Genomic DNA, 25,518 nt, shown 5'->3' with positions numbered 1-25,518 from the left:
TGCGTATGACTGTGATCGTGTTGCTGGTCGCCACGTCGGTGTTCCGGCTGCTGGGAGCGCTGGGGGTGCGGCGGTTCGCCACGTGGCGGGTCAGCGCGGCCCACGGCCTGGCCGTCATGCTGGTCATGACCGCCGGCGCGCATTTCGTGCCGGCCGGGGTGACCGTCATGCCGAACCACGCCGACTTGCTGGCCATGATGCCGCCGTTCGTGCCGTTCCCCGCGCTGATGGTCTACCTGACCGGCGTGCTGGAGCTGGCCGGGGCCACCGGGCTCGTGCTCGCCCGCACCCGCAAGGCCGCAGGGATCTGCCTGGCGCTGCTCTTCCTGGCCATGCTGCCGGCCAACGTCTACGCGGCCGTGGCCGACGTGCCGTTCGCCGGCGGGGAGGCCTCGCCGCTGTGGCAGCGGGTCCCGGAGCAGGTGCTCTACATCGGGATCGCGCTCTGGGCCGCGGGCCGCCCGCCGGCTCCGCGGTCGATCCTCCGGTCGCTCGGCCGTCGCGGGCGGCCGGCGTACGGCAGGTGAGCAGGGGAGCGGCGGGATCCGGGCGCGCTGTCAGCCGGGCCGCATCGACTTGAACTGCGCCTCAATGAGGCACAGTTCGTCGTGCACGATCCGACGCATGGCTTCGGGCGTGAAGTGGTGTGAGAAGACCGCTGTCTGGAATGTCAGGCCGTCCACGAGCATGTGGAGGCGCGTGGCCTGACCTTCCAGCCCGGTGTCGGCGAACTCCTGTCCTACGCGATCGGGGAGCGGCAGGCCGTGGCAAGAGGCGTTTGCCTGCCGATCCCTACCAGGCCGCCCTGATCGAGGCGGGTGATGCTGCCGCTTTTCGCGCCGATTACGAGGCGTTCTCCCGTGAGCCCGGAACTTTCGTCCTCGGCTCCGCGCCTGTGGGCTGGTGAGCCGCTTGGCTCTCCCGTTTTCGCCTGGACTCAGCGGGAGGCCCATCGCGACCCGTAACATCCTTGAGCCTTTCATCCTCTCGTGAGCTGCTGGTGCTGCTCTCCTGATCGCCCATGACCGGATAGCTTCGGGACATGGTGCCCCACCGGGCGTCGCCCGCCATCCGGAAGGTCGACGCGGTCATGGTCCCGGTCCCGGACCTCGACAGCGGTCTCGATTTCTACCGGGACCGTCTCGGCCACGAGCTTCTGTGGCGCAACGACGAACTGGGGCAGGCGGGCCTCGGACTGCCCGACACCGACACCGAAATCGTGCTGACGACCCGGCTCGGCCTGGTGCCGACCTGGCTGGTCACCTCGGTGGACGACGCCGCCGCCCAGGTGGTCGAGGCCGGCGGCCGCATGGTCGCCGAGCCGGCCGACGTTCCCGTCGGTCGTCTGGCGGTCGTGGCCGACCCGTTCGGCAACGACCTGGTCCTGATCGATCTGTCGAAGGGGATGTACGTGACCGACGAATCCGGCGCCGTTACGGGCGTCCAGGACTCAGCCGGGTGAGCGCCAGGTCCGGGCCTGAGTGGGCATCCAGCACCCCCAAACCGATACTGAGCCTCTGGCCGTCCTTACGACCTGCCGGCCGGCTCACGCTGGCTCCCGGATCAACCCCACAACGCCGGGGTCGGCAGGATGCGGCTCACACGGTTCGTTCGTGTACGTAACACCAGCGCCAGGTCGTCTCCGCATCCAGCGACGTGACCACCGGATGGTCGGTTTCCCGGTAATGCTCGCGGGCGTGGGTGCCCGGCGAATCGTCACAACAGGCCACCCAGCCGCACGTCAGGCACACCAGCAGGCGGGTCCAGGCCAGGCCGAGAATCAGGCATGCTCCGCACTGGGGTAATGCCTGTTCGGGTGCCGGAGATATATCAACATGCTTGCATCGCGGCGCCTGACCGTTCAGGCAGCCGCGCGCACCAACTTCCGTACCATCGATATTCAGGGTCATGGCGACCCTCCTCAGGCGGTAGCCGGCACAAGGTGTGCCGGCCGATCCCCATCAGTAGACCCGCTCGGCCTGTCCTGCGGAAACGGGCAATCGCAGCAAGCCCGATCACCAACCGCGATCGCCGCGATGACCCGGACGGCGGGATGGGCTTGTTATGGGCGCACCCCGACTCGCGCCACCGGCCCTCTCCTTTCCCGTACTCCCGTAGGAGCCCGGCATGAAAACCGCGCACACCGCCAGCGCTTCCGCACTCACCATCGACGCAGTGATCAAAGACTCGTGATCGCGGTCGCCCCGGCCGTTGCCGCCGACCGGCTCCTGCGCATCACCCCGCTTACCGACCGTGCGGGCCTGCGGATCGAGGGCGAGCTTGACCGCGCCACCATGCCCGCATTGGGGCGGGCGTTGGCCTCGATGGCGAGCGGTGGCACAGGATTCTGCGTCGATCTGAGTGGCCTGGCGTTCATTGACGTCGGTTGCCTGCGCGCTCTGGTCCGCGCTGCCGCCGAACTGCACGATGGCGACGGTGATCATGTTCTGACGTTGAGGTCGGTGCCCTCACAGGTGCGACGCCTGCTCGAGCTCACCGGCTGGGACCAGACGCCCGGTCTCCACCTGCAGGCGCCTGACCCGCTCACTCGTGACTCCCCCGGGGATACCGGGGCGTGATGCCGCCCCCGATCGGAGCCACTCATCCCTGCCGCCGCCACGGTGGTCCTGGGTCACCACACAAAGGACGCCGGTGTTGGGCCAAGGCCGGATACCGGCAGAGAGGAAACCTAGTACGGGGGAACTGAATCAGTCATGACGAGACGCGAGCCGGGGAGCCGCAAGGTTGTGGTGGACCGGCCGGAAGGCTTCGGCGAGCGGCTGCTGGGGCAATGTCGGTGCCGCTGCCGGGGAGAGGGCTCATGGGCGGCGATCCCCTGCCCATTGACGGGTCACGGGCAGGGGAGGCCTTCGTCAGCGAGGCGAGTGGAGCATCCGGTAGCCGACGGCATCCGCATGTTCCTGGCGCGGCGTCGCGAGCCGATGAGCGTGTCCGCGGAGATTCAGTGGTCGCTGTTGCCCCCGTTGTCCATGGCCATCCCGCAGGTCGCGGTTGCCGGAGTCATGGAGCCCGCCTATGACGTCGCCGGGGACAGCTTGGACTACGCCCTCAACAGTTCGGCCCCGACCAGTTCGTCACGGCACAGATGGCCCATCTGGACGTGAGGTCGGGTTTCTTGGAATGGGTCAACGCGGGCCACCCGGCGCCGTTGCTGATCCGCGGCAACCAGGTCGTCGAGGTGCTGGAGGGGGCGCGGGCACCCTACCTGTCGGCTTCGGCGGCGCCGCCCCGCGGATCAACACACGCCGGCTTGTACGTCACGATCGGGTGCTGTTCTATACCGATGGTCTCGTCGAAGAGCACGAGACCGGCGGCGAGCAGTTCGGCGAAGAACGTCTGATCAGCTCCATCGAGCACGTCGGGCCCATGACCAGAACCGTGCAGCAGATCGTACGGAGCCTGTCTCACACACTGATGCGCCAGAGGAGGGGGACGACAAGTGATGACGCGAGCCTCTTCCTGGTCGAATGGCGCGGCGGGAGTGCCGACCACCTCGCCGAGCTCGACTTCTGACCGTGAGGCGTTGCGGGCAACCGGCGCACGGTCCAGCATGGGCACGATGGGCCCCGGGCAGCACTCCGAGATCGAGGACGGCAAGGTGAACGACGTTGAACGCTCGACCTCCGTGGATCAGGCGCTGGCCGACGTCTTGACGGCGATCGACACCGCCTCGCGCACGCTCGCTCTTCAGCGTGTGGCGGGCCTGGCCTGCGGAGGCGACCGGCAGCGGCTCGCCGCCTGTCTGGGCACGATGACACCCGACCAGCTCACCGAGGTGGCCGCCGCTGCCCGCTTGCTCAGCGCCGAAGCAGAGCAGGCCCTCGCCCGACAGGACCCGGTGACGATTGTGCGGCCCACGCCCAACGACTGATCAGCGGTCATGGGGAGGGGCCGCGGCGTCGTGCGGCCAGGCGCGCCGGGGTCGGCCAGCGTACGTCGCGGACGCTGGCCTCATCGGTTTGGCCGGGAATCCGGAGCAGTGCCGGCAGGCTCGCTATCGCCGTAGGTGATGAGGCTAGCTGGGATTGCGTGTTTCCGCTGGCCGGCCCATCACCTTGACTGGTGGTGACCGGGTGCTTCCTCGGTGCGGGCACGAGGCTCAACATTCCGGAGCTTCGGCAGCCTCCAGCAGGTCAATGCCTGGCTCTCGGCCAGACCGTATGAAGCGAGAATGAGAGAGGCTTCATGTCCATTTCCGAGCAGGCGGCGGAACGCCGTCAAGACTACGACGGCGCATCGCCCTTCCCCGGGGCCGCTGAGCATGTTCCGGCCGGCCGGGCCCAGGTGGGGCTGACGGCGGCGATCGTCGTGCTGCCGTTCGTCGCGCTCGGCGTCGCGATCTTCCTGGCGTGGGGGCAGGGAGTCGCGCTCACCGATCTGCTGCTGGCGGCGGGCTTCTACGTCGTGACCGGGCTGGGGGTGACGGTCGGCTTCCATCGACTGCTCACCCATGCCGCTTTCACCGCGCGGCCGTGGCTGCGCGTGGCGCTGGCGGTCGCCGGGTCGATGGGCTTCCAGGGGAACGTGATCGATTGGGTGGCGGTGCATCGCCGCCATCACGCGTTCACCGACCGGCCTGGTGACCCGCACTCTCCCTATCGGTACGGCACGGGCCTGCGTGGGCAGCTTCGGGGGCTTGCCCACGCCCATCTGGGCTGGCTGTTCGCCGACGATCCGACCCCAGCAGTGCGTTACGCTCCCGATTTGCTGGCCGACGCGGCCATGACGCGGGTGGCTCGCGCCTTCCCCGTGCTGTGCGCGCTGTCGCTGGCGCTGCCGTTCCTGGCCGGGTGGGCGATCACCGGCACCCTGTATGGCGGCTTGACCGCTTTCCTGTGGGCCGGGCTGCTCCGCGTCGCGCTGCTGCAGCACGTCACCTGGAGCGTCAACTCCCTGTGCCATGTGCTCGGCAGCAGGCCGTTCAGGACCCGACGCCACGACCGCTCGACGAACCTGTGGCCGCTGGCCCTGCTGTCCTTCGGTGAGAGCTGGCACAACGGTCACCACAGCGAGCCGAGCTGCGCGCGCCACGGTCTCGATCGCGGCCAGATCGATCCGTCCGCCGCGGTGATCGGCCTTTTCGAGCGGCTCGGCTGGGCGAGCAACGTGCACTGGCCCGATCACGAGCGCATCGAACGCCGCCGCGCCGGCGCGCCACCACACGCCCGCGCTCCGGCCGGAGACTGATCGACGCCCCTTTCTGTTTCGTCACCGGGCATGGCTGCTCACCAGTGTCTCCGCCGGAGTCGCCACACTCCATGAAGCACTTAGATTGGGGAGACGGCCCGTTTCGGCGCCGCCCAGGCAGGAAGGGGTGGTGGGCATGGAGTTACGCCAGCTGCGCTATTTCGTGACGCTGGCCGAGGAGTTGCACTTCGGCCGGGCGGCCGCCCGCGAGCACATCGTGCAGTCCGCGCTGAGCCAGCAGATCCAGCGGCTGGAGCGCGAGGTCGGCGTACGCCTGCTGGACCGCACCACCCATCACGTCGATCTGACCCCGGCGGGCGCGGCCTTCCTCATCGAGGCGCGGCAGATTCTCGACCACGTGGGCCGGGCCGGGCAGGCCGCGCGCAATGCCGTCGCCTCAGCGCCGACGCTGCGGGTCGGCATCATCGACGCCGGCTACGACACCATGCCGCAGATCCTTCGTGAACTACAAAGCAACGACCCCGATATCACCATCCATCAGGTAGAAGCGGGCACCCCCGAGCAGTACCGGCAACTGGCCGACGGCCGCCTGGACATCGCCATCGGATCTGCTGCCCGGCCCCCGGCCGAGGTGACCTCCAAGCTCATCAGACTCGATCCGCTCGGCGTGCTGGTGCACGACGACCACCGCTTCGCCGACCTCGACGACGTACCCGTCGCCGCTCTCGCCGACGAAGTCCTGCTACTCGGCGAAGAAGCGCAGTCACCGGAGCTCAACCAGTTCGTCATCACGCTGTGCCGCGAGTCCGGATTCGCGCCCACCATCTACGAGGGCACCGTGCAGAGCAGCCGCGCAGCCGCCGACCTCGTACTCCAGCACCGCTGCGTGTACTGCGTCCCCTCCTCCTTCCGCACCTCCAACCGGCCGGGCACCACCTGGCGGCCTCTGACCGAACCTGCCACGCAATACCCCTGGTCGCTGCTCTGGCACGACGCCAACCCCTCTCCCCACATAGCCACCGTCATCAACAGCGCACGGAGGCTGGCCGAGCGGCTCGATTGGCTGGAACCCGTCGCCCCGGCCACCGGATCAACGCCCGGCGAAGGCGCTCCGAGTGCCACCGGCCACAAGGATGAGGCTGTCTGAGGCGCGGGGAACAGGCCGCTGCGCACCACGAAAGCCTGGTGATCGGTTCTGGAGATGGATCCTTTCCGGATCGCCTGTTTCGGCGCGGCTCGCGTGGGTGTCGACTGGAGGGGAACGAGTTCGACCACCGGCACCGATGATCATGCGGCCGCCGGCCGCTGCTTCGACCGGTCCGGAAAGACCGATCATGTGCAGACATCGATGCACCGCCAGAGGAGCGCGGCCATGGGCACCATCGCTTGGATCATCCTTGAACTGGTCGCCGGGGCGTTGGCCAGACCGCTGGGCCCGTCGCACGTCGCCGCCGTCCAAGGCCTCTTCGACCCGGCCACCTGGCTGTGCGCCGTCATCGGCGCGGCAGTCCTGCTGCTCGTCTACAACCGCATCCCCGATCAACCCTCGGACCTGCGGGCCGGCCGTCGATGAAAGCGTCCAGCGCCCTCAAAAGCTCGCGCCCCGGCCGCTGGTTGGCCATCGCCGGAGCCATCGCGGTCATTGGCTTCGGCGCCATTCTCACCTTCGCCCTTACCGGCGGGTCGATAGGCGGAATCCACCTGCGCGTCGCCGGCGTCATCCTGATGTTCGGCGGTGCCCTCGGGCTGATGCTGCCCCTGCTTCACGTCAGGTCACGCTGGAGCCAGTCCACCGCCCGCAGCCGCCAGGACGCCATCGACGACCGGCCGCCGCTCAACCCGGCTGCTCCGTCCGGCCGCGATGCCAGGCGCCGCCGCGCCCACGAGCCCTCCGGCAACCGCAGGCCCTGATCACCACCGCACGACCGGGCTGTCGCGTGTGTGCGCGACGGCCCCGGCGTCGGTCCGAACGATTTGCGCGCTGAGCGTGACGTTCCAGCTCTTTGCTGAAGCGCACAAGTATGCCGGCCCCGTCGGGCCGGCATACTTGTCGTTCTCCGTCGATGTCGTTGACGGGGTCGGCGGTCAGCGCCTGAACATGTCCTTGATCTGCCTGCTGCGCCGCCTCAGAGTTTTTTCAGGTCTGGTTGCCGCGCCTTTCGACGCCAGGTGCTGGTTTCCGGTGGCGCGGCCGAAGTTGAGCATGATCCAGCCTTGGATCGCCCGCGTCTTGGACTTGATCTTCCCGGTCAGGCTCACAGTGTTTCCCTTTCGGCGGCCCTCGGCCGGCGTTTACGGCCGCAACGCGGCCTGATCCCAGGATGCTCTTCCGGACCGAGAACGGAAACAAGGAAGCGTCGACCTGATTATCACCGCATCAGATAACGGCACCGATTTCGCCCGACATGCCGGGTCCTGATGCCCTTTAATTCGTTGTCTGTCCAAACTATTGACCATCGGCGCGGGCGTGTGTGAGCCTTCTGGTGAGCTCATGCGCGAAGGCGCGGCGACGGTCAGGGTCCTGCACTCTGCTCGTGCATGGCGGGTCATCTGAAGCCCTCGGGGCGCCTGCTGGCGTGCCTGGAAAGGAAGAGCCGCGCATGCGAAGAAGACTGTTCGTCATGCTCGCGACCGCCGTCCTCCTGCTCGCGGCGGCGGTCGTGCGGATGTCACCGGTGTCGGCCGTCGCCTCGGATCCGTACGCGTACAAGAACGTCAGGATCGACGGCGGCGGCTTCGTCCCCGGCATCATCTTCAACCCGGCGGAGCGGAACCTCATCTACGCCCGCACCGACATCGGCGGAGCCTACCGCTGGAACCAGTCCACCAGGTCGTGGACCCCCTTGCTCGACTGGGTGGGCTGGGACGAGTGGGGCTACAACGGCGTGATCAGCCTCGCCACCGACCCCGTCGACACCGACCGCGTGTACGCCGCCGTCGGCATGTACACCAACGACTGGGACCCCGGCAACGGCGCCATCCTGCGCTCGGCCGACAAGGGCGACAACTGGCAGGTCACGGAGCTGCCGTTCAAGCTCGGCGGCAACATGCCAGGCCGCGGCATGGGCGAGGCGCTGTCCGTCGACCCGAACGACAACAGCGTGCTCTACTTCGGCGCCCCCAACGGCAACGGGCTGTGGCGCAGCACCGACCACGGCGCGACCTGGTCGGAGGTGGCGAGCTTCCCCAACCCCGGCAACTACGCCCAGGATCCGAGCGACCCCAACGGCTACCTCAGCCACCAGCCCGGCGTGCTCTGGGTGACCTACGACCCGCGCTCGTCCGCCGAGGGCACCCCCACCAGGACCATCTACGTGGGCGTCGCCGACAAGGACAACAGCGTCTACCGCACCACGGACGCGGGCGCCACCTGGCAGCGCGTCGCCGGCCAGCCCACCGGCTACCTGCCGCACAAGGGCGTGCTCGACACGGAGAACGGCTACCTGTACATCGCCACGAGCGACACCGGCGGGCCGTACGACGGGGCCAAGGGCGACGTGTGGCGTTACGCCACCGAGACGGGCGCCTGGACCCGGATCAGTCCCATCCCGTCCTCCAGCGATGACGACTACTTCGGCTACAGCGGTCTCACCATCGACCGGCAGAACCCGTCCACCATCATGGTGGCCACCCAGATCTCCTGGTGGCCGGACGTGATCTTCTTCCGGTCCACGGACTCCGGCGCCACCTGGACCCGCGTGTGGGACTGGTCGTCGTACCCGAACCGCACCTTCCGCTACACGATGGACATCTCGGAGAACCCGTGGCTGACGTTCGGCGGTAACCCGCAGCCCCCCGAGACCGCGCCGAAGCTCGGCTGGATGACCGAGTCGCTGGAGATCGACCCGTTCGACTCCGACCGGATGATGTACGGCACCGGCGCCACCGTCTACGGCACCGAGAACCTCACCCGCTGGGACGCGGGCGGGCAGTTCACGATCGAGCCCATGGCCAGGGGCCTGGAGGAGACGGCCGTCCTCGACCTGATCAGCCCGCCGAGCGGCGCGCCCCTGGTCAGCGGCCTGGGCGACATCGCCGGCTTCCGCCACGCCGACCTCGACGCCGTGCCGCCGATGATGTTCACCTCGCCGGCGTTCACCTCGACCACCAGCCTCGACTACGCCGAGCGGAACCCGTCGGTCATGGTCCGGGCCGGCAACTTCACCGACGCCGACCGGCCGAACGACAGCCACGTGGCCTTCTCCACGGACGGCGGCGCCAACTGGTTCCAGGGCACCGAGCCGGGCGGCGTCAACGAGGGCGGCACGGTCGCGGCTGCGGCCGACGGCTCCCGCTTCGTCTGGGCGCCCAAGGGCGTGGCGCCGGTCTACTCGGCCGGCTACGGCAACTCCTGGCAGCCCGCCGCCGGCCTGCCCACGGACGCGGTCGTCGAGTCCGACCGGGTCGACCCGATGACGTTCTACGGCCTGAGCGGCGGCCGCCTCTACCGCAGCACCGACGGCGGCGCCACGTTCGCCGCCACCGCCGCGACCGGCCTGCCGGCCGGCGGCAAGTTCAAGGCGGTGCCCGGCCGCGAGGGCGACCTGTGGCTGGCCGGCGACGGCGGCCTGTGGCACTCCACGGACGGCGGGGCGTCCTTCTCCAAGGTGCCCGGCATCACCAGGTCGGTGAACGTCGGCTTCGGCAAGGCCGCGCCCGGCGGGACGTACATGGCGGTCTTCGCCGTGGCCGCCATCGACGGCGTCACCGGCCTGTACCGCTCGGACGACGCCGGGGCGAGCTGGCTCAGGATCAACGACGACGAGCACCAGTGGGGCAACATGGGCGAGGCCCTCACCGGCGACCCGCGCGTCCACGGACGCGTCTACCTCGGCACCAACGGCCGCGGCATCATCTACGGCGACCGCACGGGCCCGCCCGTCACCGTCACGCCGACCGTCACCCCGACCGTCACGCCGACGGTCACACCCACCGTGACCCCCACCAGCGGTACGGGCTGCACCGCCACGTACGCACCCGGCAACCAGTGGCCGGGCGGCTTCCAGGCGGAGGTGACGGTCAAGAACACCGGCACGTCCGCGATCAACGGCTGGAAGGTCGGCTGGACGTGGCCGGGCGACCAGCGGATCACCCAGCTCTGGAACGGCGCACAGACCCAGACGGGCGCCGAGGTGAGCGTCGTGGACGCCGGCTACAACGGCAACCTGGCACCCAGCGGGACGGCGTCGTTCGGCTTCAACGCGAGCGGCGCCCCCGCCGCACCCGCCACCCTCACGTGCACCCCGGCGTGACCCGCGGGGCGCCCGCTCCCCGCCGGAGGGCGGGCGCCCCGCCGGTCGTCCGGGCCGTCAGAGCCAGGGCCCGGGATGGCGCATGGCCCAGACGGTGCCGCGCGTGATGGTCTCCTTGAAGGCGGCCGAGGCACGGCCGGTGAGCACGACGTCCAGCGGGCTGTCGTCGGCGCGCGTGAACTGGGTGAGGCCGTCGCGGCGGCCCAGGCTGACGTTCTGCCAGACGTAGCGGAACCTGGCCCGCCGGGGCTCCCGCCCGGTCACCAGGTCGGCCACGGCGTCGCCCGCGTACAGGCCCATGGGCAGCCCGGTCTGGCAGGACATCCGCGACCGCCCGCCGGGCGTGCGGGGCGCCGCCGCGTCGCCGATGCCGAACACCTCAGGGTGCGACACCGAGCGCAGCGACCGGTCGACGACCATGCGGCCCTCCTCGTCGGTGCGCAGCCCCGACGCTGCGGCCAGCGGGGAGACGCGGAACCCGGCCGCCCACACCACCGTCCGCGCGGGAACCTCGTCGCCGGTCTCCAGCAGGACGCCGTCGGGGCCGACCTTGGCGACGGGTGCGTGCTCGCGTACCACGACGCCCAGGCGGCCGAGGGCCCGGTGGACGTGGCGGTGGCCCCGTACGGACAGGCCGGGGCCGACGGGGCCGGCGCAGACCAGCTCGACCCGCAGCCCCTGGCGCGTCTCGGCGAGTTCGGCCGCCGCCTCGATCCCGGTGAGCCCGCCGCCCACCACGGTCACCGGTCCCGGCTCGGCCAGCCGCGCCCGCAGCCGTACGGCGTCGCCCTCCGTCGCGATCGGGCACGCGTGCTCGCGCACCCCCGGCACGGTGTCCCGGTCGGCGGCGCTGCCGAGAGCGTAGACCAGCACGTCGTAGCTCAGCGTGTACGGCGGCCCGTCCAGCTGGACCGTCCGCTCCTGAAGGTCGAGGCCCGTCACCTCGGCCACCACCAGTTCGACGCCGGTGCCGCCGAGCAGGCCGGCCAGCGGCAGGCCGGGCAGCCGCTGCCCGGCCGCGAGCTGGTGCAGCCGCACCCGCTCGACGAACCGGTCGGCCGCGTTGACCAGCGTCACCCGCGCGCCCGTCGAGCGCAGCCGGCGGGCGGCGCGTTTGGCCGCCCCCAGCCCGGCGTATCCGGCTCCCAGCACCACGATGTGGTCCGTCATGGATCCTCCGATCGAGTCCCCACTTGAACCGGCGAGCCCGGCCGTTCGTGACACACCAGGCCTGTGACGGTGCTCACATGAGCTGCGTGGCGGCGAAGGCGAGCTTGGCCGGGCTCACGATGGTCCTGACCGCGGCCACCCGCCCGTCCGCGATCTCCACGGCGAAGACCGCGAGCAGGCCGCCGCCGGGGTCGTGCACGACCACGGCGGGCTCGCCGTTGACCTCCACGATGTCCCATGCGATCCCGGCCGCCTCCGGCCGGTTGGTGAGCCCGCTCAGGTAACGCAGCACCCTCGCCCGCCCGTACACCGGGCGGCGGGCGGCGGTCGCGGTGCCGCCGCCGTCAGCCCAGGCCACCACGTCGTCGGCGAGCAGCCGCTCCAGCGCGGCCACGTCGCCGCCGAGCGTCGCCCGCAGGAACCCCCGCACGATCCTGCGATGGTGCTCGCGATCGCTCTCGAACCGTTTGCGCGGCTCGCCGACGTGCGCCCTGGCCCGGCGGTGCAGCTGGCGGGAGTGCGCCTCGGTGATGCCGAGAATGCCCGCGACCTCCGCGTGGCCGTGCCCGAACGCCTCCCTCAGCACGAACACCGCCCGCTCCACCGGCGTCAGCCGCTCCAGCAGGATGAGCACGCCCAGGGACACCGACTCGCGCTGCTCGACGGTCTCCAGAGGGCCGAGCGCGCCGTCGCCGGTCAGCACCGGCTCGGGCAGCCAGGGCCCCACGTAGCTCTCCCGCTGCCGCCGCGCGGAGGTGAGCTGGCTGAGGCACAGGTTGGTGACCACCCTGGTCAGCCAGGCCGCGGGCACCTCGACCGGCCCGGCCTGGCTCCAGCGTACGTACGCCTCCTGCACCATGTCCTCGGCCTCGGCGGCGGAGCCGAGCAGGCGGTAGGCCAGCGCGAACAGCCGCGGCCGCTGCTCCTCGAACACGGCCACGGGCGCCGGGGGCCGCTCTTCCGCGCCGGGAACCTCCACTCCTCCGATGCTAGGACGTCACCCGGTCGCCGTCCCACGCGGGCGAGCCGCGGTCTACGGCACCTGCCCGTGCCGGTCGACGACCCCTGCCGCGAGCTCGGCGGTGGCGTAGAAGCTGCCCTCGGGGAAGGCGACCTCGCCGTTGATCATCACGTCCCGCAGGTGGTCGGTGCGGTGGCCGAGGTAGTGGAAGGTCGTGGGGTCGAGCACGATGTACGACCGTTCGACGAGCCGGCCCTGCTCGTCATGCCGGTCGCCGGGCTCGTACGCGATGCCGATGCCCGCCCGGCCCGCCGCGTCACGCACGCCCTCGTCCACCCGGATCCCGGGGATCTTCGCCAGCGCCCGGAAGATCGCCGCCTCCAGGCCGGGCGGCATGGCGACCTCCTGCGACAGGTAGACCGACAACACGCGGTACGCCCGCGCGTCGGGGTGCTCCCCGCCGCCGGGGTCCTCCTTGGGCTTGTCGATCCAGTGCCGGTCTCCCCTGACGTGGTCCAGCAGCTCGTCCGGGTCGGTCGGCAGCTCCGCGAACTTGGCCGCGTAGGCCTTGGGCCCCAGGTCGTCGTCGTCCGGCTCGGGTTCGATCGTGCGCACGCGCATCGGGAACTCGCCCAGGCGGGAGGCCTGCCGCGTGCCGTCGTAGCGGGTCCAGTACTCCTGGATCTCGTTCGCGGATTCGCTGGGCTGCCTGACGGCGACCTTCCGGTAGAGCCACTGGTCGGGGCGTGGCGCTCCGTCCGGCTCGCGGCGCTCGGCCACCTGGGCCGCCCGCGCCAGCACGGTCTCGGCCCGCACGGTTTCCACGCCGATGGCCGGCCGGCCCGCGGGTGGATCATGGGCGGCGTTCACGGCCACGACCACGGCGGCGGCGGCCGCCGCGGCGGCCAGGACCGACGGCACCAGCCAGAACCTCCGCCGCAGGCCGGGCCGGCGACGCGCCTTCGCCCGGCCCGTGCCGGTCGGCAGGGAACGTTCGCGCAGGCTCCGCAGGCGGTCGGCGTCCGGCTCGGGAGGGTCCGAGCGCAACGTGCGCACCAGCTTCAGGTCATCCACGACCGGTCTCCTCCTTCTCGTCGACGGCCGAAGGGTCGACGCCGCCCAGCGCCGCACGGGTCTTCCTCCTGGCTCTGTGCAGGCGGGAGCGCACCGTGCCGACGGGGATGCCCAGCGCCCGCGCGACCTCCTCGTAGCTCAGGTCGGCCCAGGCGATCATCAGCAGCACCTCGCGATCCTGCGGAGACAGCGTGGCCAGTGCGTTGGCCAGGTCGCGGTGTGCCGCGCCCGCCGACACGCGGGCCTCCACCCGGTCGGCGTAGCTTTCGGCCACCTCGTCCACGCCGGTCCTGGCCAGCGCGAGGTACGCCCTGACCTCTGTGCGCCGGTGCTTGCCGATGAGGTTGGCGGCGATGCCGTACAACCACGGGCGGGCGTCGCGGTGGGCGGTGTCGTAACGTCCGAGCCGCCGGAATGCGGTCAGGAACGTCTCGGCCACGACGTCGTCGGCCAAGGAGTCGCCCAGGCGGCGTGCCACGTACCGGTGCAGGGCGGCGGCGTGCCGGTCGAACAGCGTGGAGAACGCGCCCGGATCGCTCCGGGCGCGTTCGATCACCTCCGCGTCGTCGGCCTGTATGTCCGGCATCAAGGGCTCGAACTCCGTTCCGTCGGTGTTGTCACTCTCCTTCACCCGGAGCGGAGTTCGGAGTTCTCGGGCCGGCTGACAGGCCGGTCGTCAGGCGGTGCGGTAGCGCACGGTCCCGGCGTCGGCGCTCCAGCGCCGCAGCCCCGCCTTCTCCAGCACGCGGACGGAGGCGGAATTGGACAGGTCGGCGGTGGCGGTCACGGCGTGCACCTCCGGCGCGGTCAGGGCGTGCGCGACGAGGGCGCGGGTGGCCTCGGACGCGTAACCGCGGCCACGCCGGGAGGGCACGACGCCGTACCCGATCTCGACGGCGCCTTCGGCGGGCGGCCAGAACAGGCCGATGGAGCCGACCACCCGGCCGCCCTCGCGTTCGACGATCACGCGATGGCCGTGGTCGCCGAGCAGTTCGAATTGTGCGGCGAGGATGCCGGCGATCACTTGGTCGCCCTCGGCGGGGAAGTCGTCCGCCCAGTGCTCCAGCCGATCGCCGCCGAGGACGGCGGCGATCTCGCCGGTGGCCCATGGGCGCAGCACGAGCCGGTCAGTGGTCAGGATGGTGATGGAGGACACGCGACACTCCTGGTCGTCGGTGGGACGACCGGGCCGCGGGCGCTACGCTCGCGCGACCCGGTCAGGGCATGCTGACGAAGGCCGTGGCGGGCCATATTCATCAACCCCCTCGATCCGGGTGCGCAACGTTCGCGGACCAGATTACCCGCCGGGTTGACCTCAACTTTGGTCGAGGTCGCAGGATGGACCGTGAGCGAAGGAGGAGTGCCATGTCCGACGACAAAGTGATCATCTACGAGGAGACCGGCGCCGACCCGGAGACCGACGTGCTGGTCATCCAGAACGCGAGCGGACGCACCCGCGTACGCGCCGTGGGGGACCCCGCCCAGATGCCGGAGCTGGTGACCGGCCTGGTGGCGGAGGGGGTGGACCACGTCGAGCTCTGCGGCGGCTTCGGCGCCCGCCGGCACGCGGAGGCCGTCAGAGCCTCCGGCGGCGGGGTGCCGGTGGGGGCGATCTATTACGGGTTCGAGTCGCTGACCGGCGTGGCGTCCTTCAAGGCCAGGTTCGAGGCCGGGCAGGCGTTGTCCGAGGCGTTCATCATCGTGCACGAAGGGGCGGACCCCTCGGCCGACCGGGTCGTGCTCGACAAGGACGGCGGCGGCAGCACCACCCTGGTCGGAGTGCCGGACGCGGCGGCCGCCGCCGAGGTCGCCGGGAAGATGGCGGCCGGCCTGCAGCTGATCGAGCTCTACGGCACGCCGGGGCCCGACGCGGCCGAGCCGGTGATCCGCGCCGTGGAGACCGCCGGAGTCCCCGTCGGCGTCATCGCCCACCGGCGCTGAACAGGGCGCGGGCTCAGGTGCTGGCGCGGACGGCGAGTTGCGGGGCGAGCAGGGTGGAGTCGGGCACCGCGCGGCCCTCCAGCTTGTCCATGACCAGGCGGACGGCCTCCCTGCCCACCTCCTCCGCCGGGATCAGCACCGACGTCAGCGGCGGGCTGGCACGCTCGGCCACGTCGTCGGGGCAGATCGCCACCACGGCCACGTCGTGCGGCACCCGCCGGTCCAGCTGGCGCAGCGCCGCGAGCACGTGCCCGACCGCGGCCTCGTTGTGCACGACCAGCCCCGACAGGGCGGGCTGGTCGAGGAGCAGGTCGCGGACGGTCTCGTACACCTCGTCGAACGTCTCCTCGCAGGCCAGCGCCACCCCCTTGAGGCCGTGGGCGTCCACCGCCTCCACGAACCCCTCCCGGGTGCGCCGGGCGAAACCGGTGCCGCGCTCGTAGACCACGGACGGCGCCCCCAGCAGGGCGATCTCGTCGTGGCCGCGCTCGGCCAGGTGCTCGACGCAGCGCGCGCCGGCCGCGGCGAAGTCGAGGTCCACGCAGGTCAGCCCGGCGGGTTCGGCGGGGAATCCGATGAGCACGCTCGGCTCGGCCAGCTCGCGCAGCAGCGGCACCCGGCGGTCGTCCAGCTCGACGTCCATGAGGACGAGCGCGTCCACCAGCGCGCTGGCCGCCACCCGCCGGATGCCGGCGGTGCCCTCGTCGGCGGTCAGCAGCAGCACGTCGTGGTCGAAGCGGCGGGCGGCGGTGACGACCGCGCTGGCGAAGCGCATGAGGACGGGCACGTGCATGCCGGCCCGCAGCGGCAGCACCAGCGCGATCACGTTGGAGCGCCTGCTGGCCAGGGCGCGGGCGCCGGCGTTCGGGTGGTAGCCGAGGGCGTTGATGCTGTCGAGCACCCGCCGCCTGGTGTCGGCCGAGATCGTCCGCTTGCCGCTGAGCACGTAGGAGACCGTGCTGACGGCCACGCCCGCGTGCTTGGCGACCTCGGAGATCGTGACCGCGCGCCCGCTCAAGCCCCGGCTCCGAAGTCGAGCCGGGACAGCCTCACACCGTCGTTCTCGAACACGACATAAAGATCGTGCACACCGTCCGCGTCCGCAAGGGAGGCCGTGACGGCGTGGTAGGTGTAGCGGCCGGTCCGCGGCACGGGAAGCGTGGCCAGGGCAGGGCCGTAGAGCGGGTCGCCGCGGCGGATGGTGATCATGCCGCCTTCCGCGCTGCCGGCCGTCGCCACGCAGGACACGCTGCCGGTCAGGTCGACCTGCCGGAAGAGGATCCAGGCACCCTCCGCGTCGGACCGCACGGCGTCGCCGTCCTCCTTCGTCTCGTCCACGAACGTGATCGCGTCGTACTCGTCGTGGCAGGCCGCGCGCAGCAGCCCCGACTGGGGCGGGATGGTCTCGCCCTCGACCTCGAAGGGGGCGCTCAGGCGCAGGTCGGTGGCGCTGCGGCCGACCATGAGCCGGTGGGGCGCGCGCTCCACGACGAACCTGCCGCTGGTCACGTCCCAGAAGGCCAGCTCGGAGACGGGCAGCTCCAGGCTGACCGTACGGCTCTCGCCGGGCGCCAGGCGTACCTTCTCGAAGCCGCGCAGGCGGCGCAGCGGCTGCTTGACGCGGGAGCGCTGCTGGTGGGTGTAGAACTGCACGACCTCGACGCCGGGCCGCGCGCCGGTGTTGGTGACCGTCACCTCGGCGCGCAGCACGTCGCCGTCGAGGCGCGCGCGCAGCCCGGCGTAGCCGAACGTGGTGTAGCTGAGGCCGTGGCCGAAGGGATGGAGCGGCACCCCGCGGAAATACTGGTAGGTGGCGTCGGAGGCGATGATGTCGTAGTCGAGCAGGTCGGGCAGCTCCTGCTCCGAGCGGTACCACGTCTGGGTGAGGCGGCCCTCCGGGTCGGCGTCGCCGAAGAGCACGTCGGCCAGGGCGTGGCCGTACTCCTGGCCGCCGTGGGCCGACCACACCACGGCGGGCACGTCGCCGTCGGTCCAGGTGAGCGGGTAGCCGCTGGTGATGACCATGACGGTGCGGGGGTTCGCCCCGCGCACGGCCCGCACCACGGCGTCCTGGGCGGGGGCGAGCGCCAGGGTCATGCGGTCCTCGGTCTCCCTGCCGTTGACGAGGGGGTGGTCGCCGACCACGACGACGGCGACGTCCGCGCCGGCGGCGAGCCTCGCGGCCTCCTCCGTGCCGCTCCTGACGACGTCCATGGCCAGCCAGACGGCCTGGTCGGCGTCGTCGACCAGGCGCAGCACGCCGTCGGCGCCCGCGCCGACGTAGCAGCCGGTCGAGATGTGGCGCAGGGCGACGGTGCCGCGCGGGCGCTCCTCCATGCGGAACGTCTGGCGCACCTCCCACCCGTTCGGCCCCGGCTGGTCGTTGACCAGCGTCTGGCCGTCCACCGACACGAACCGCCCGGTCGCCACGGCCCGCAGCGCGTAGGCGCCGCCGCCCCAGTCGAACAGGTCGAACCGGCCCGCCTCCGGACCACCCACGCTGAGCGGCCCGCCGGCGGGGTCGGCGGCCACGGGCCCGGCCTCGGCGGTCAGCGTCACCCGGTCCACGGCCTCGCAGAACACCGTCCGGCAGCGCTCGGCCAGCCCGGCGCGCGCGGTGACGGCGTAGGGGAGGGTGCCGCTGTACCAGTCCTCCATGAGCGCGTCGCCGAGCTGGCCGATCACCGCGACCGTGCCGGTCCCGTCCAGCGGGAGCAGGCCGTCGTTCCGCAGCAGCACGAACGATCGCCGCGCCGCCTCCCTGGCCAGCGCCTGGTGCCCGGGGCAGTTGACCACGTTGTCGGTGATGCCGTCGTACGGCGTCGCGGGGTCGAACTCGCCGAGCCGGAACCGGATCGACAACGCGTGCCGTACGGCGCCGTCGACGTCCTCCTCCGCGAGCAGGCCGAGCCGCAGCGCCTCGCGCAGGTGCCCGAGTGTGGCCTGCGCGCGGTCGTCGTCCTGGGTGAAGCTGTCGATCCCGGCCTTGACCGCGTGCGCGTACGCCTCGGGCGGCGTGTCGTGGTAGCCCTGCAGCGCGGTGAGGTTGCCCGGCGCGTACGCGTCGCTGACCACCAGCAGGTCGCCGGGCGCCCAGGCCCGCAGCACCTGCCCGATCAGCGGGCTGAGATGCGCGGGACGCCCGTTGACCAGGTTGTACGACGGCATGACGGCCACCGCCGCGCCCTGCTCGATGGCGGGCCGGAAGGCGGGCAGCTCGTATTCGCGCAGCACCCGGGGCGGCAGGCTGCTGGAGGTCGTGCAACGGTCGGTCTCGTTGTTGTAGGCGAGGAAGTGCTTGAGCGTGGGCGCGGTCTTCAGCGTTTCGGGAGCGCTCCCACGTAGCCCGAGCGCGAACGCCGTGGCCGTGACGCCGGTGAGCCACGGGTCCTCGGAATATCCCTCCTCGTTCCGCCCCCACCGGGGATCGCGCAGCGGGTTGACCACGGGCGCCCACACGTTGAGCCCCGCGCCCGCCGGATCCTTGTGGTGGAAGGCCAGCACCTCGTCGCCGACCGCCTCGCCCACCCTGCGGACGAGGTCGAGGTCCCAGGTCGACGCGAGCCCGACGGCCTGGGGGAACACGGTGGCCGGGCCGAGCCAGGCCAGGCCGTGCAGCGCCTCGGTGCCGGTGCGGAACGCCCCGACGCCCAGCCGTTCGACCGGGGCCTGGTACTGGTGGAGCAGGCCCGTCTTCTCCTCGAGGGTGAGCCTGCGCATCAGGTCGTCGATCCGGGCGGGGAGCGGGAGCGCTGGGTCGCGGAAGGGTTCTTGCATGGTCATCCCTCGGAGAGTGTCGAAGCGCTTCGACGACCGGCCTGGCGAAGTTACGCGGACATTTCGGTGGGTTGACTGAAGGGTGCACGTCCCGGTGACCAAGGTCAAGGGATTCGCGACAATCCTCCCGGCAATCTTCCCGAATCGATGGAGTCGAGCACCCGCGCAGCACCCCCGAGCGCCGCCGCGTCGTGACCCAGCGTCGAGGCCACGACCTGGCACCCGCCGCCTTCGGCGGCGATGACGCGGTCGCTCAGCTCGTCGTGCACCGCCGGCAGCAGCCAGGGCGCCAGCGGCACGTAGTAGCCTCCCAGGACCACCACCTCGGGGTTGAGGAGGTTGGCCAGGATGGACACGCCCCTTCCCAGGCTCCTGCCCACCGCGTCGAGCGTGGCCAGGGTGCCGGGGTCGCCGGCGCGGGCGAGCCGCACCGCCTCCTCGATCTCCATCTGCACCTCGGCGGGAGACAGGTCCTTGCGCAGCACGGCGCCGACGCCCGCCATGACCTCCAGGCAGCCGCGCCGCCCGCAGTGGCACGGGGGGCCGTCGGGATCGAGTTGCACGTGGCCGATCTCGCCGCTGTAGCCGAGGCGCCCCCTGCGCAGCCGACCGTCGAGGATGATGCCCGCCCCCACGCCGATCTCGCCGGTGAGATAAACCAGGTCGGAGGCTCCGGCGTGCGCGCCGAAGCGCTGCTCGGCCAGCGCGGCGAGGTTGGCGTCGTTGTCGACCTGGATGGGGAAGCCGGGGTCGCGCAGCGCCTTGGCCAGGTCGCCGCCGATGTCGGCGTCACGCCAGCCCAGGTTGGGCGCGATGCGCGCGGTGCCCTGCACGTCGACCAGGCCCGGCACGGCCACGGCCAGGCCCAGCACCTGGCGCTCCTCCTTGGCCATGCGGCTGACCACGCGCCTGATGATCGCCCCGACGCTGGCGATGCCCTGGTTGACCGAGTCACCCCCGGAGAACGCGCGCCGCCACGTCAGCAGCCGCTCGCCCGCCAGGCCGGTGGCCACGGCCGACACGTGGTCGACGTTGATCTCGACCCCGATGGCCGCGTACGGGGAACCGTCGAGCACGAGCATCGTGGCCGGCCTGCCGACCCGGTTCTCCGTGAGGCCCGTCTCGCGCACCAGCCGCCGGTCGATGAGGTCGGCGATCAGGCTCGACACCGTCGCCTTGTTCAGCCCGGTGGACGCCGCGATGTCGGCCCGCGAGCACGGCGCGTGCTCGCGTACGAAGCGCAGCACGACCGCGAGGTTGGTGGCGCGCACGTCGGCGAAGTCGGCCGGCTGAGGGCCGGTCGTAGAAGTGATCAATATCAGCCCCGTTCCCGCCAAGAGATGACCCCAGCATGCCGCATCGCAGGCTCCCTTCCCTAACGAGGAACCTGCTCGCGAAAGGCGCCGCCGCGTAGCAGGTTTCCCATCAGTACCAACCTGTGACCGTCCCGATCCTTGTGGCCTATGCTGACAGTCTACTAATTTGTTTGGCTGAAATACCAACTAATTAAGAGGCCCATCCCTCACTCGGAGAAGGGAGCGAGCCATGCCAACCACCACAACGCGCCGCGGGTTTCTCGGCCTGGTCGGAGCGAGTGTTCTGGTAGCGGGCTGCGCCGAGAAGAAAGCGACCTCCAAGGGCACCGCCGTGGCGGCCGACAAGCTCAAGAGCCTGGTGCCGACCCGCATCCCGTTCGAGATCCCCGGGCTCAAGCCCGACCTGCCCGGCAGCGAGTTCGTCGCGCCCGGCTTCCTGACCCGCCCCGCCACCATGGTCCAGGCCGTCACCGCCAAGCCGCTGACCAGCGGCAAAGAGGTGACCGCGATGACGCCGCTCTGGGGCACGGTGCCGCCCGGCCTGGGCGACAACTCCTACTACGACGCCGTCAACGAACGCCTCGGCGGGACCGTCCGCTTCAACATCTCCGACGGCAACACCTACGGGCAGAAGGTCAGCACCCTGCTGGCCAGCGGCGACGTGCCGGAGATGATGCAGATCCCGGGCTGGGAGATCATCACGATCGCGCGGTTCACGGAGGCGGCCAACAAGCTCTTCGCCGACCTGTCCCCCTACCTGGCCGGCGACAAGGCCAAGGAGTTCCCGCTGCTGGCCAACTACGACACCGCGGCCTGGCAGTACGGCGTCTTCGGCGGCGTGCTCCAGGGCATCCCCTGGCAGAACGAGCCGTTCCCGTTCGCCACCTTCGTGCGCCAGGACATCCTGGAGGAACTGGGCCTGGAGCAGCCCAGGAGCGGCGACGACCTGGTCCCGCTCGGCAAGGCCATCACCGACGCCAAGAAGAAGCGCTGGGCGTTCGGCGGCGGCATGGAGCAGGAGATGCAGCGGGCCTTCGGCGCGCCGCGCGAATGGCGCAAGAAGAGCGACGGCACGCTCGAGTACAAGTACGAGACCGCCGAGTTCGCCGCGTCGGTCGAGTTCATGGTCAAGCTCTTCGAGGCCGGCTACGTGCACCCCGACATCGTCGCCAACAAGGACGCCGACAACAAAGGCATCTTCGGCAGCGGGCAGATGATCATCTACCGCGACGGCCCCGGAGCCTGGCACGAGGCCCTGGGCCGGTTCCTGCCCGACAACCCCAAGTTCGACATGCAGGCCGTCGACCCCTACCCGGCCAAGCCCGGCGGCAAGACGATCATGTGGCGGAACGAGCCGGCCGGCATGTTCTGCTTCATCAAGAAGGGGCTCGGCGAGGCCCGCACCCGCGAGCTGCTCGCGCTGGCCAACTGGTGCTCGGGGCCCTTCGGCACGCAGGAGTACGAGCTGGTCAACAACGGCGTCGAGGGCAAGCACTACGACGTCGAGGACGGCAAGGTCAAGCAGACCGCGCTCGGGCGCAAGGAGATCGCGCCCACGTACATGTTCCTGTCGGGCCGCCCGCCGGCCAACTCCATGAGCCAGTACGACGGCCTGGTCCAGGCCCAGCACGACTGGCAGACGAAGGCCGCCGCGGTCCTCGACAACGACCCGTTCGTGGGGATCCGCGTGGAGACCCCCTCCAAGATGGCGGGCCTGGCGACGCCCACCGAGGACAAGATGAACGAGGTCTTCCGCGGCAAGCGGCCGCTCTCCGAATGGCCCAAGATCGTCAAGGAGTGGCAGGACCAGGGTGGCAACGAGGCGCGCGAGTTCTACATGAAGGTCGCCCGCGAGAACGGCAGGCTGTGACGTCCATGGGCGTGAAAGACCTCCCATGGGGACGATGACGGCCAAGCGGCCCGTCCGGCGCGGCGCCCGCCGACCGGGTCACGCGGCACCGCCGCACCGGCTGTCCTGGCGGGACAAGGCGCGCAGGGACTGGCCGCTGCTGGCGATGAACCTGCCGATGCTGCTGGTGGTCCTGGCCTTCTGGTGGATCCCCGCGCTCGGCAACGTCATCGCGTTCCAGGACTACAACCCCTACACCGGCGGCATCACCGGCAGCCCGATCATCGGCTTCACCAACTTCGCGCTGCTCTTCCAGGACCCGCAGTTCCTGCGCGCGATGCTGAACACCCTGTCGATCACCGCCTTCCAGCTCGTCTTCTACTTCCCCGTGCCGATCATGCTGGCGCTGCTGCTGAACAGCATCGTCTCGGCCCGGATGAGGGCGTTCGTGCAGGGCGTGGTCTACATGCCGTACTTCTTCTCCTGGGTGCTGGTCGTGGCCATCTTCCAGCAGATGTTCGGCGGCGCCGGGCTGCTGGCGCAGATCCTGCGGGACAACGGGCGCGAGGCCGTCGACTGGATGACCAACTCCGACACGTTCATCCTGCTCATCACGTCGCAGACGATCTGGAAGGACGCCGGCTGGGGTGCGATCATCTTCCTGGCCGCGCTCAGCACCATCGACCCGAACCTGTACGAGGCCGCCGCCGTCGACGGCGCCCGCCGGTGGCGGCGCATGTGGCACATCACCCTGCCAGGGCTGCGGCCGGTCATCGTGCTGCTGCTCATCCTGCGGCTGGGCGACGCGCTCAACGTCGGGTTCGAGCAGTTCATGCTGCAGCGCAGCGCCGTCGGCAGCGAGGCGTCCGAAGTGTTCGACACGTTCGTCTACTGGTCGGGCCTGCGCACCGGCGACCTCGGATACGGGGCCGCGGCCGGGCTGTTCAAGGGCCTGGTGGGCCTGCTGCTCATCCTGGCGGCCAACCGGGTGGCTCACGCGCTCGGCGAGCGAGGGGTGTATTCACGATCATGACAGTGCTGACGTCCAGACGCCGCACGGGCAGGCCCGCCAGGCTGGCCCCCTGGGAGGAGCGGCCCTCGCCGGCCGCCCAGCTCGGCAAGGGCACGCTGGTGACCCTGATCGTCGTGGCCGTGCTCGGCCCGCTCTACACGATCGTGCTGACCAGCCTCAGCTCGTCGGCCACCGTCAACCGGGTGGGCGGGCTCGTGCTGGTGCCCGACGGCATCACGTTCGAGGCGTACCGGCAGATCTTCTCCGACACCGTGGTCAGCAGGGCCGTGCTCGTCAGCACCGGCGTGACCGTCGCCGGCACGCTGATCAGCACCGGGGTGAGCGTGCTGGGGGCGTACTCGCTGTCGCGGCCCGGGTCGTTCCTGCACCGGCCGCTGCTGTTCAGCGTGCTGCTGATGTTCGTGTTCTTCCCCGGCATCATCCCCGTCTACCTGATGGTGAGCGGGCTCGGGCTGAAGGACAGCTACTGGTCGCTGATCCTGCCGACGGCCGTCTCGGCGTTCAACGTGGTCGTGCTCCGCTCGTTCTTCATGAACATCCCCGGCGAGATCCTCGACAGCGCGCGCATCGACGGGGCGGGCGAGTTCCGCATCCTGTGGCGGATCGTCCTGCCCATGTCCAGGGCGGTCACCGCGGTCGTCGCGATGTTCTACGCGGTCGGCTACTGGAACGCCTGGTTCAACGCGATGCTCTACATCGACGACACCCGCAAGTGGCCGCTCGCGCTCATCCTGCGGCAGTACGTGGTCGACTCCAACCCGCTGCCCAGCGCGACGGCGGGGGTGACGGGAGACGCCCCGCCGACGCTGGCGATCAAGATGGCCATCGTGGTGATCGCCGTGGTGCCCGCCCTGATCATCTACCCGCTGGTGCAACGCCACTTCACCAAGGGCGTCATCGTGGGGGCCATCAAGGGCTGAACCAGGGGTAGCACCCCACCTGTGCACACCATCGTGAAGAGCCTGATCGCGGGCGCCGCCGGGACCAGCGCGCTCAACGTCGCCACCTACCTCGACATGGCGATCAGGGCGCGGGCCGCCAGCACCACGCCGCAGCAGACCGTCGAACGGCTGGTCGGCCTCGCGGACGTCGACCTCGGTGAGGACGAGCGCGCCGGCCACCGCAAGGAGGCGCTCGGCGCGCTCACCGGCTACGCGACCGGCGCGGGCGCGGCCCTCTGCTACGGGCTGCTCTCGTCGCGGCGCCGGCCCTCCTGGACGGCCGGGGTGGGCGCGCTCACGGCACTCGCCATGGCCGGCTCGAACGTGCCGATGACGGTGCTGGGCGTCACCGACCCGCGCGAATGGCCGGCGTCCTCCTGGATCTCGGACGTCGTCCCGCACCTCGCGTACGGGGTCGCCGCCTACGTGGCGTACGAGCTGCTGCGGTCCTGACCCGTCATCTCGGCGGTGATGGCCCAGCGCTCGTGGTCCCTCCAGGCCCCGTCGATGAACTGGAATTTCGGCGAGAACCCCTCGCGCTCGAACCCCAGACGCCTGATCAGCCGCAGAGAGGGCGCGTTCGACGGCTGGATGTTCGCCTCCAGCCGGTGCAACTCCATCTCCCCGAACGCGTACCCGACGAGCAGGCCCAGACCCTCCGTCAGGTAACCCCGGCCGGTCGTGGACGCGTAGGCGGAGTAGCCGATCATCCCGGACTGGTGGGTGCCCCGGACGATGTTGTTGATGTTGACGCGGCCGACGATCGCGCCCGTGTCGCGCAGGCAGATCAGGAACCCCTCGTACGCCGGCTGGTCGAAGCGGGCGACGTAGGACTCGAAGGACGCGTACGACGCGGTGACCGGGCGGCCGGGCATCCACGGGGCGAGCATGTCCGCGCTCTCCCGGTGCAGCACGGCCAGCTCATCGAAGTCCTGCAAGCCGATGAAACGGAGGGCCACGCGCGGGCCCTGGGCAAGATAGATCACACCGGACATTCTGCATGCGGCTTCAGTTCTGTTCGCGGGCTCAGCCCGG

Annotated in this window: 28 protein-coding genes; 17 read left to right on the top strand and 11 right to left on the bottom strand. The window is 70.8% G+C overall.

Going from position 1 to position 25,518, the window contains the following annotated elements:
- Nucleotides 1–5: 5 nt before the first annotated feature.
- Nucleotides 6–527, top strand: a complete 522-nt coding sequence (locus tag E1292_RS01445; RefSeq protein ID WP_132591157.1) for a DoxX family protein — start codon at nucleotides 6–8, stop codon at nucleotides 525–527.
- Between the two features lie 30 nt (nucleotides 528–557).
- On the opposite strand, the gene E1292_RS54750 is transcribed toward E1292_RS01445, so the two are convergent.
- The gene (locus E1292_RS54750) at nucleotides 558–953 is read right to left on the bottom strand and encodes a TetR family transcriptional regulator C-terminal domain-containing protein (RefSeq protein ID WP_165974316.1); all 396 of its coding nucleotides are present in this window, start codon (nucleotides 951–953) and stop codon (nucleotides 558–560) included.
- 89 nt (nucleotides 954–1,042) lie between these two features.
- Here E1292_RS54750 and E1292_RS01435 point away from each other — a divergent pair, with 89 nt between their 5' ends.
- Nucleotides 1,043–1,462 (top strand): VOC family protein, encoded by a 420-nt coding sequence (locus tag E1292_RS01435; protein ID WP_132591153.1) that lies wholly within the window; start codon nucleotides 1,043–1,045, stop codon nucleotides 1,460–1,462.
- A gap of 136 nt (nucleotides 1,463–1,598) precedes the next feature.
- Here the strand turns inward: E1292_RS01435 and E1292_RS01430 are convergent, their stop codons facing one another.
- Nucleotides 1,599–1,910, bottom strand: coding sequence for a UBP-type zinc finger domain-containing protein (locus tag E1292_RS01430; protein ID WP_132591151.1), 312 nt, complete (start codon nucleotides 1,908–1,910; stop codon nucleotides 1,599–1,601).
- A gap of 279 nt (nucleotides 1,911–2,189) precedes the next feature.
- Between E1292_RS01430 and E1292_RS50770 the strand changes: the two genes are divergently transcribed.
- The 10 genes from E1292_RS50770 to E1292_RS01385 all read left to right on the top strand — a co-directional run bounded on the left by E1292_RS50770 (nucleotide 2,190) and on the right by E1292_RS01385 (nucleotide 10,421).
- Nucleotides 2,190–2,579 carry an STAS domain-containing protein gene (locus tag E1292_RS50770; protein ID WP_165974315.1) on the top strand — a complete coding sequence of 130 codons (390 nt, stop codon included), beginning with the start codon at nucleotides 2,190–2,192 and terminating at the stop codon, nucleotides 2,577–2,579.
- A 527-nt stretch (nucleotides 2,580–3,106) separates the two neighbouring features.
- Complete coding sequence (locus E1292_RS55600) at nucleotides 3,107–3,361, top strand: SpoIIE family protein phosphatase (RefSeq protein WP_369334328.1); 255 nt, start codon at nucleotides 3,107–3,109, stop codon at nucleotides 3,359–3,361.
- Entirely contained in the window at nucleotides 3,289–3,534 is a 246-nt protein-coding gene (locus E1292_RS55595) for a SpoIIE family protein phosphatase (protein WP_369334327.1), read from the top strand. The genes E1292_RS55600 and E1292_RS55595 overlap by 73 nt, the downstream gene beginning before the upstream one ends.
- A gap of 37 nt (nucleotides 3,535–3,571) precedes the next feature.
- Nucleotides 3,572–3,892: a hypothetical protein gene (locus E1292_RS01415; RefSeq protein WP_165974314.1), complete on the top strand. Its 321-nt coding sequence runs from the start codon at nucleotides 3,572–3,574 to the stop codon at nucleotides 3,890–3,892.
- A 314-nt stretch (nucleotides 3,893–4,206) separates the two neighbouring features.
- The gene (locus tag E1292_RS01410; RefSeq protein ID WP_132591145.1) at nucleotides 4,207–5,208 is read left to right on the top strand and encodes an acyl-CoA desaturase; all 1,002 of its coding nucleotides are present in this window, start codon (nucleotides 4,207–4,209) and stop codon (nucleotides 5,206–5,208) included.
- A gap of 136 nt (nucleotides 5,209–5,344) precedes the next feature.
- Nucleotides 5,345–6,316: a LysR family transcriptional regulator gene (locus tag E1292_RS01405; protein WP_132591143.1), complete on the top strand. Its 972-nt coding sequence runs from the start codon at nucleotides 5,345–5,347 to the stop codon at nucleotides 6,314–6,316.
- Between the two features lie 54 nt (nucleotides 6,317–6,370).
- On the top strand, nucleotides 6,371–6,742 hold the full coding sequence (locus E1292_RS52470) for a GlsB/YeaQ/YmgE family stress response membrane protein (RefSeq protein ID WP_220446600.1): 372 nt from the start codon (nucleotides 6,371–6,373) through the stop codon (nucleotides 6,740–6,742).
- Nucleotides 6,739–7,080 carry a hypothetical protein gene (locus E1292_RS01395; RefSeq protein ID WP_132591141.1) on the top strand — a complete coding sequence of 114 codons (342 nt, stop codon included), beginning with the start codon at nucleotides 6,739–6,741 and terminating at the stop codon, nucleotides 7,078–7,080. Before E1292_RS52470 ends, E1292_RS01395 begins: the two co-directional genes overlap by 4 nt.
- A 76-nt stretch (nucleotides 7,081–7,156) precedes the next feature.
- Nucleotides 7,157–7,483: a hypothetical protein gene (locus tag E1292_RS01390; RefSeq protein WP_132591139.1), complete on the top strand. Its 327-nt coding sequence runs from the start codon at nucleotides 7,157–7,159 to the stop codon at nucleotides 7,481–7,483.
- A gap of 286 nt (nucleotides 7,484–7,769) precedes the next feature.
- Nucleotides 7,770–10,421, top strand: coding sequence for a cellulose binding domain-containing protein (locus E1292_RS01385; protein ID WP_132591137.1), 2,652 nt, complete (start codon nucleotides 7,770–7,772; stop codon nucleotides 10,419–10,421).
- A gap of 57 nt (nucleotides 10,422–10,478) precedes the next feature.
- Here E1292_RS01385 and E1292_RS01380 read toward each other — a convergent pair whose 3' ends face one another.
- The 5 genes from E1292_RS01380 to E1292_RS01360 form a co-directional block, all read right to left on the bottom strand.
- Complete coding sequence (locus E1292_RS01380; RefSeq protein ID WP_132591135.1) at nucleotides 10,479–11,591, bottom strand: NAD(P)/FAD-dependent oxidoreductase; 1,113 nt, start codon at nucleotides 11,589–11,591, stop codon at nucleotides 10,479–10,481.
- A gap of 73 nt (nucleotides 11,592–11,664) precedes the next feature.
- The gene (gene sigJ / locus E1292_RS01375) at nucleotides 11,665–12,570 is read right to left on the bottom strand and encodes an RNA polymerase sigma factor SigJ (protein WP_165974313.1); all 906 of its coding nucleotides are present in this window, start codon (nucleotides 12,568–12,570) and stop codon (nucleotides 11,665–11,667) included.
- 54 nt (nucleotides 12,571–12,624) lie between these two features.
- Nucleotides 12,625–13,626, bottom strand: coding sequence for a CU044_5270 family protein (locus E1292_RS01370; protein WP_132591133.1), 1,002 nt, complete (start codon nucleotides 13,624–13,626; stop codon nucleotides 12,625–12,627).
- Nucleotides 13,619–14,212 carry an RNA polymerase sigma factor gene (locus tag E1292_RS01365; RefSeq protein WP_132591131.1) on the bottom strand — a complete coding sequence of 198 codons (594 nt, stop codon included), beginning with the start codon at nucleotides 14,210–14,212 and terminating at the stop codon, nucleotides 13,619–13,621. Before E1292_RS01365 ends, E1292_RS01370 begins: the two co-directional genes overlap by 8 nt.
- A gap of 90 nt (nucleotides 14,213–14,302) precedes the next feature.
- Complete coding sequence (locus E1292_RS01360; RefSeq protein ID WP_220446599.1) at nucleotides 14,303–14,782, bottom strand: GNAT family N-acetyltransferase; 480 nt, start codon at nucleotides 14,780–14,782, stop codon at nucleotides 14,303–14,305.
- A gap of 209 nt (nucleotides 14,783–14,991) precedes the next feature.
- Here E1292_RS01360 and E1292_RS01355 point away from each other — a divergent pair, with 209 nt between their 5' ends.
- Nucleotides 14,992–15,567 carry a DUF6506 family protein gene (locus E1292_RS01355; RefSeq protein WP_132591129.1) on the top strand — a complete coding sequence of 192 codons (576 nt, stop codon included), beginning with the start codon at nucleotides 14,992–14,994 and terminating at the stop codon, nucleotides 15,565–15,567.
- A gap of 13 nt (nucleotides 15,568–15,580) precedes the next feature.
- Here E1292_RS01355 and E1292_RS01350 read toward each other — a convergent pair whose 3' ends face one another.
- The 3 genes from E1292_RS01350 to E1292_RS01340 form a co-directional block, all read right to left on the bottom strand.
- Nucleotides 15,581–16,585 carry a LacI family DNA-binding transcriptional regulator gene (locus E1292_RS01350; RefSeq protein WP_132591127.1) on the bottom strand — a complete coding sequence of 335 codons (1,005 nt, stop codon included), beginning with the start codon at nucleotides 16,583–16,585 and terminating at the stop codon, nucleotides 15,581–15,583.
- Nucleotides 16,582–19,344 carry a glycoside hydrolase family 3 protein gene (locus E1292_RS01345; RefSeq protein WP_132591286.1) on the bottom strand — a complete coding sequence of 921 codons (2,763 nt, stop codon included), beginning with the start codon at nucleotides 19,342–19,344 and terminating at the stop codon, nucleotides 16,582–16,584. The genes E1292_RS01350 and E1292_RS01345 overlap by 4 nt, the downstream gene beginning before the upstream one ends.
- A 104-nt stretch (nucleotides 19,345–19,448) precedes the next feature.
- Nucleotides 19,449–20,660 (bottom strand): ROK family transcriptional regulator, encoded by a 1,212-nt coding sequence (locus E1292_RS01340; protein ID WP_132591125.1) that lies wholly within the window; start codon nucleotides 20,658–20,660, stop codon nucleotides 19,449–19,451.
- A gap of 229 nt (nucleotides 20,661–20,889) precedes the next feature.
- On the opposite strand from E1292_RS01340, the gene E1292_RS01335 reads away from it, so the two are divergent.
- The 4 genes from E1292_RS01335 to E1292_RS01320 are packed head-to-tail and all read left to right on the top strand — an operon-like array spanning nucleotide 20,890 to nucleotide 24,936.
- Nucleotides 20,890–22,530, top strand: a complete 1,641-nt coding sequence (locus E1292_RS01335) for an extracellular solute-binding protein (RefSeq protein ID WP_132591123.1) — start codon at nucleotides 20,890–20,892, stop codon at nucleotides 22,528–22,530.
- Between the two features lie 34 nt (nucleotides 22,531–22,564).
- Nucleotides 22,565–23,542, top strand: coding sequence for an ABC transporter permease (locus tag E1292_RS01330; RefSeq protein ID WP_439331875.1), 978 nt, complete (start codon nucleotides 22,565–22,567; stop codon nucleotides 23,540–23,542).
- Nucleotides 23,539–24,462, top strand: a complete 924-nt coding sequence (locus tag E1292_RS01325; RefSeq protein WP_132591119.1) for a carbohydrate ABC transporter permease — start codon at nucleotides 23,539–23,541, stop codon at nucleotides 24,460–24,462. Before E1292_RS01330 ends, E1292_RS01325 begins: the two co-directional genes overlap by 4 nt.
- Before the next feature lie 21 nt (nucleotides 24,463–24,483).
- Nucleotides 24,484–24,936: a hypothetical protein gene (locus tag E1292_RS01320; RefSeq protein ID WP_132591117.1), complete on the top strand. Its 453-nt coding sequence runs from the start codon at nucleotides 24,484–24,486 to the stop codon at nucleotides 24,934–24,936.
- Here E1292_RS01320 and E1292_RS01315 read toward each other — a convergent pair.
- A complete protein-coding gene (locus E1292_RS01315) occupies nucleotides 24,906–25,469 on the bottom strand; it encodes a GNAT family N-acetyltransferase (protein WP_220446598.1) in 564 nt (187 codons plus the stop codon). The genes E1292_RS01320 and E1292_RS01315 overlap by 31 nt on opposite strands.
- Nucleotides 25,470–25,518 lie beyond the last annotated feature (49 nt).

This window comes from Nonomuraea deserti (genome assembly GCF_004348685.1).
GTDB lineage: Bacteria > Actinomycetota > Actinomycetes > Streptosporangiales > Streptosporangiaceae > Nonomuraea > Nonomuraea deserti.
The sequence above is the reverse complement of the archived record's forward strand: the minus strand, read 5'-3'. Positions and strand labels throughout refer to the sequence as shown.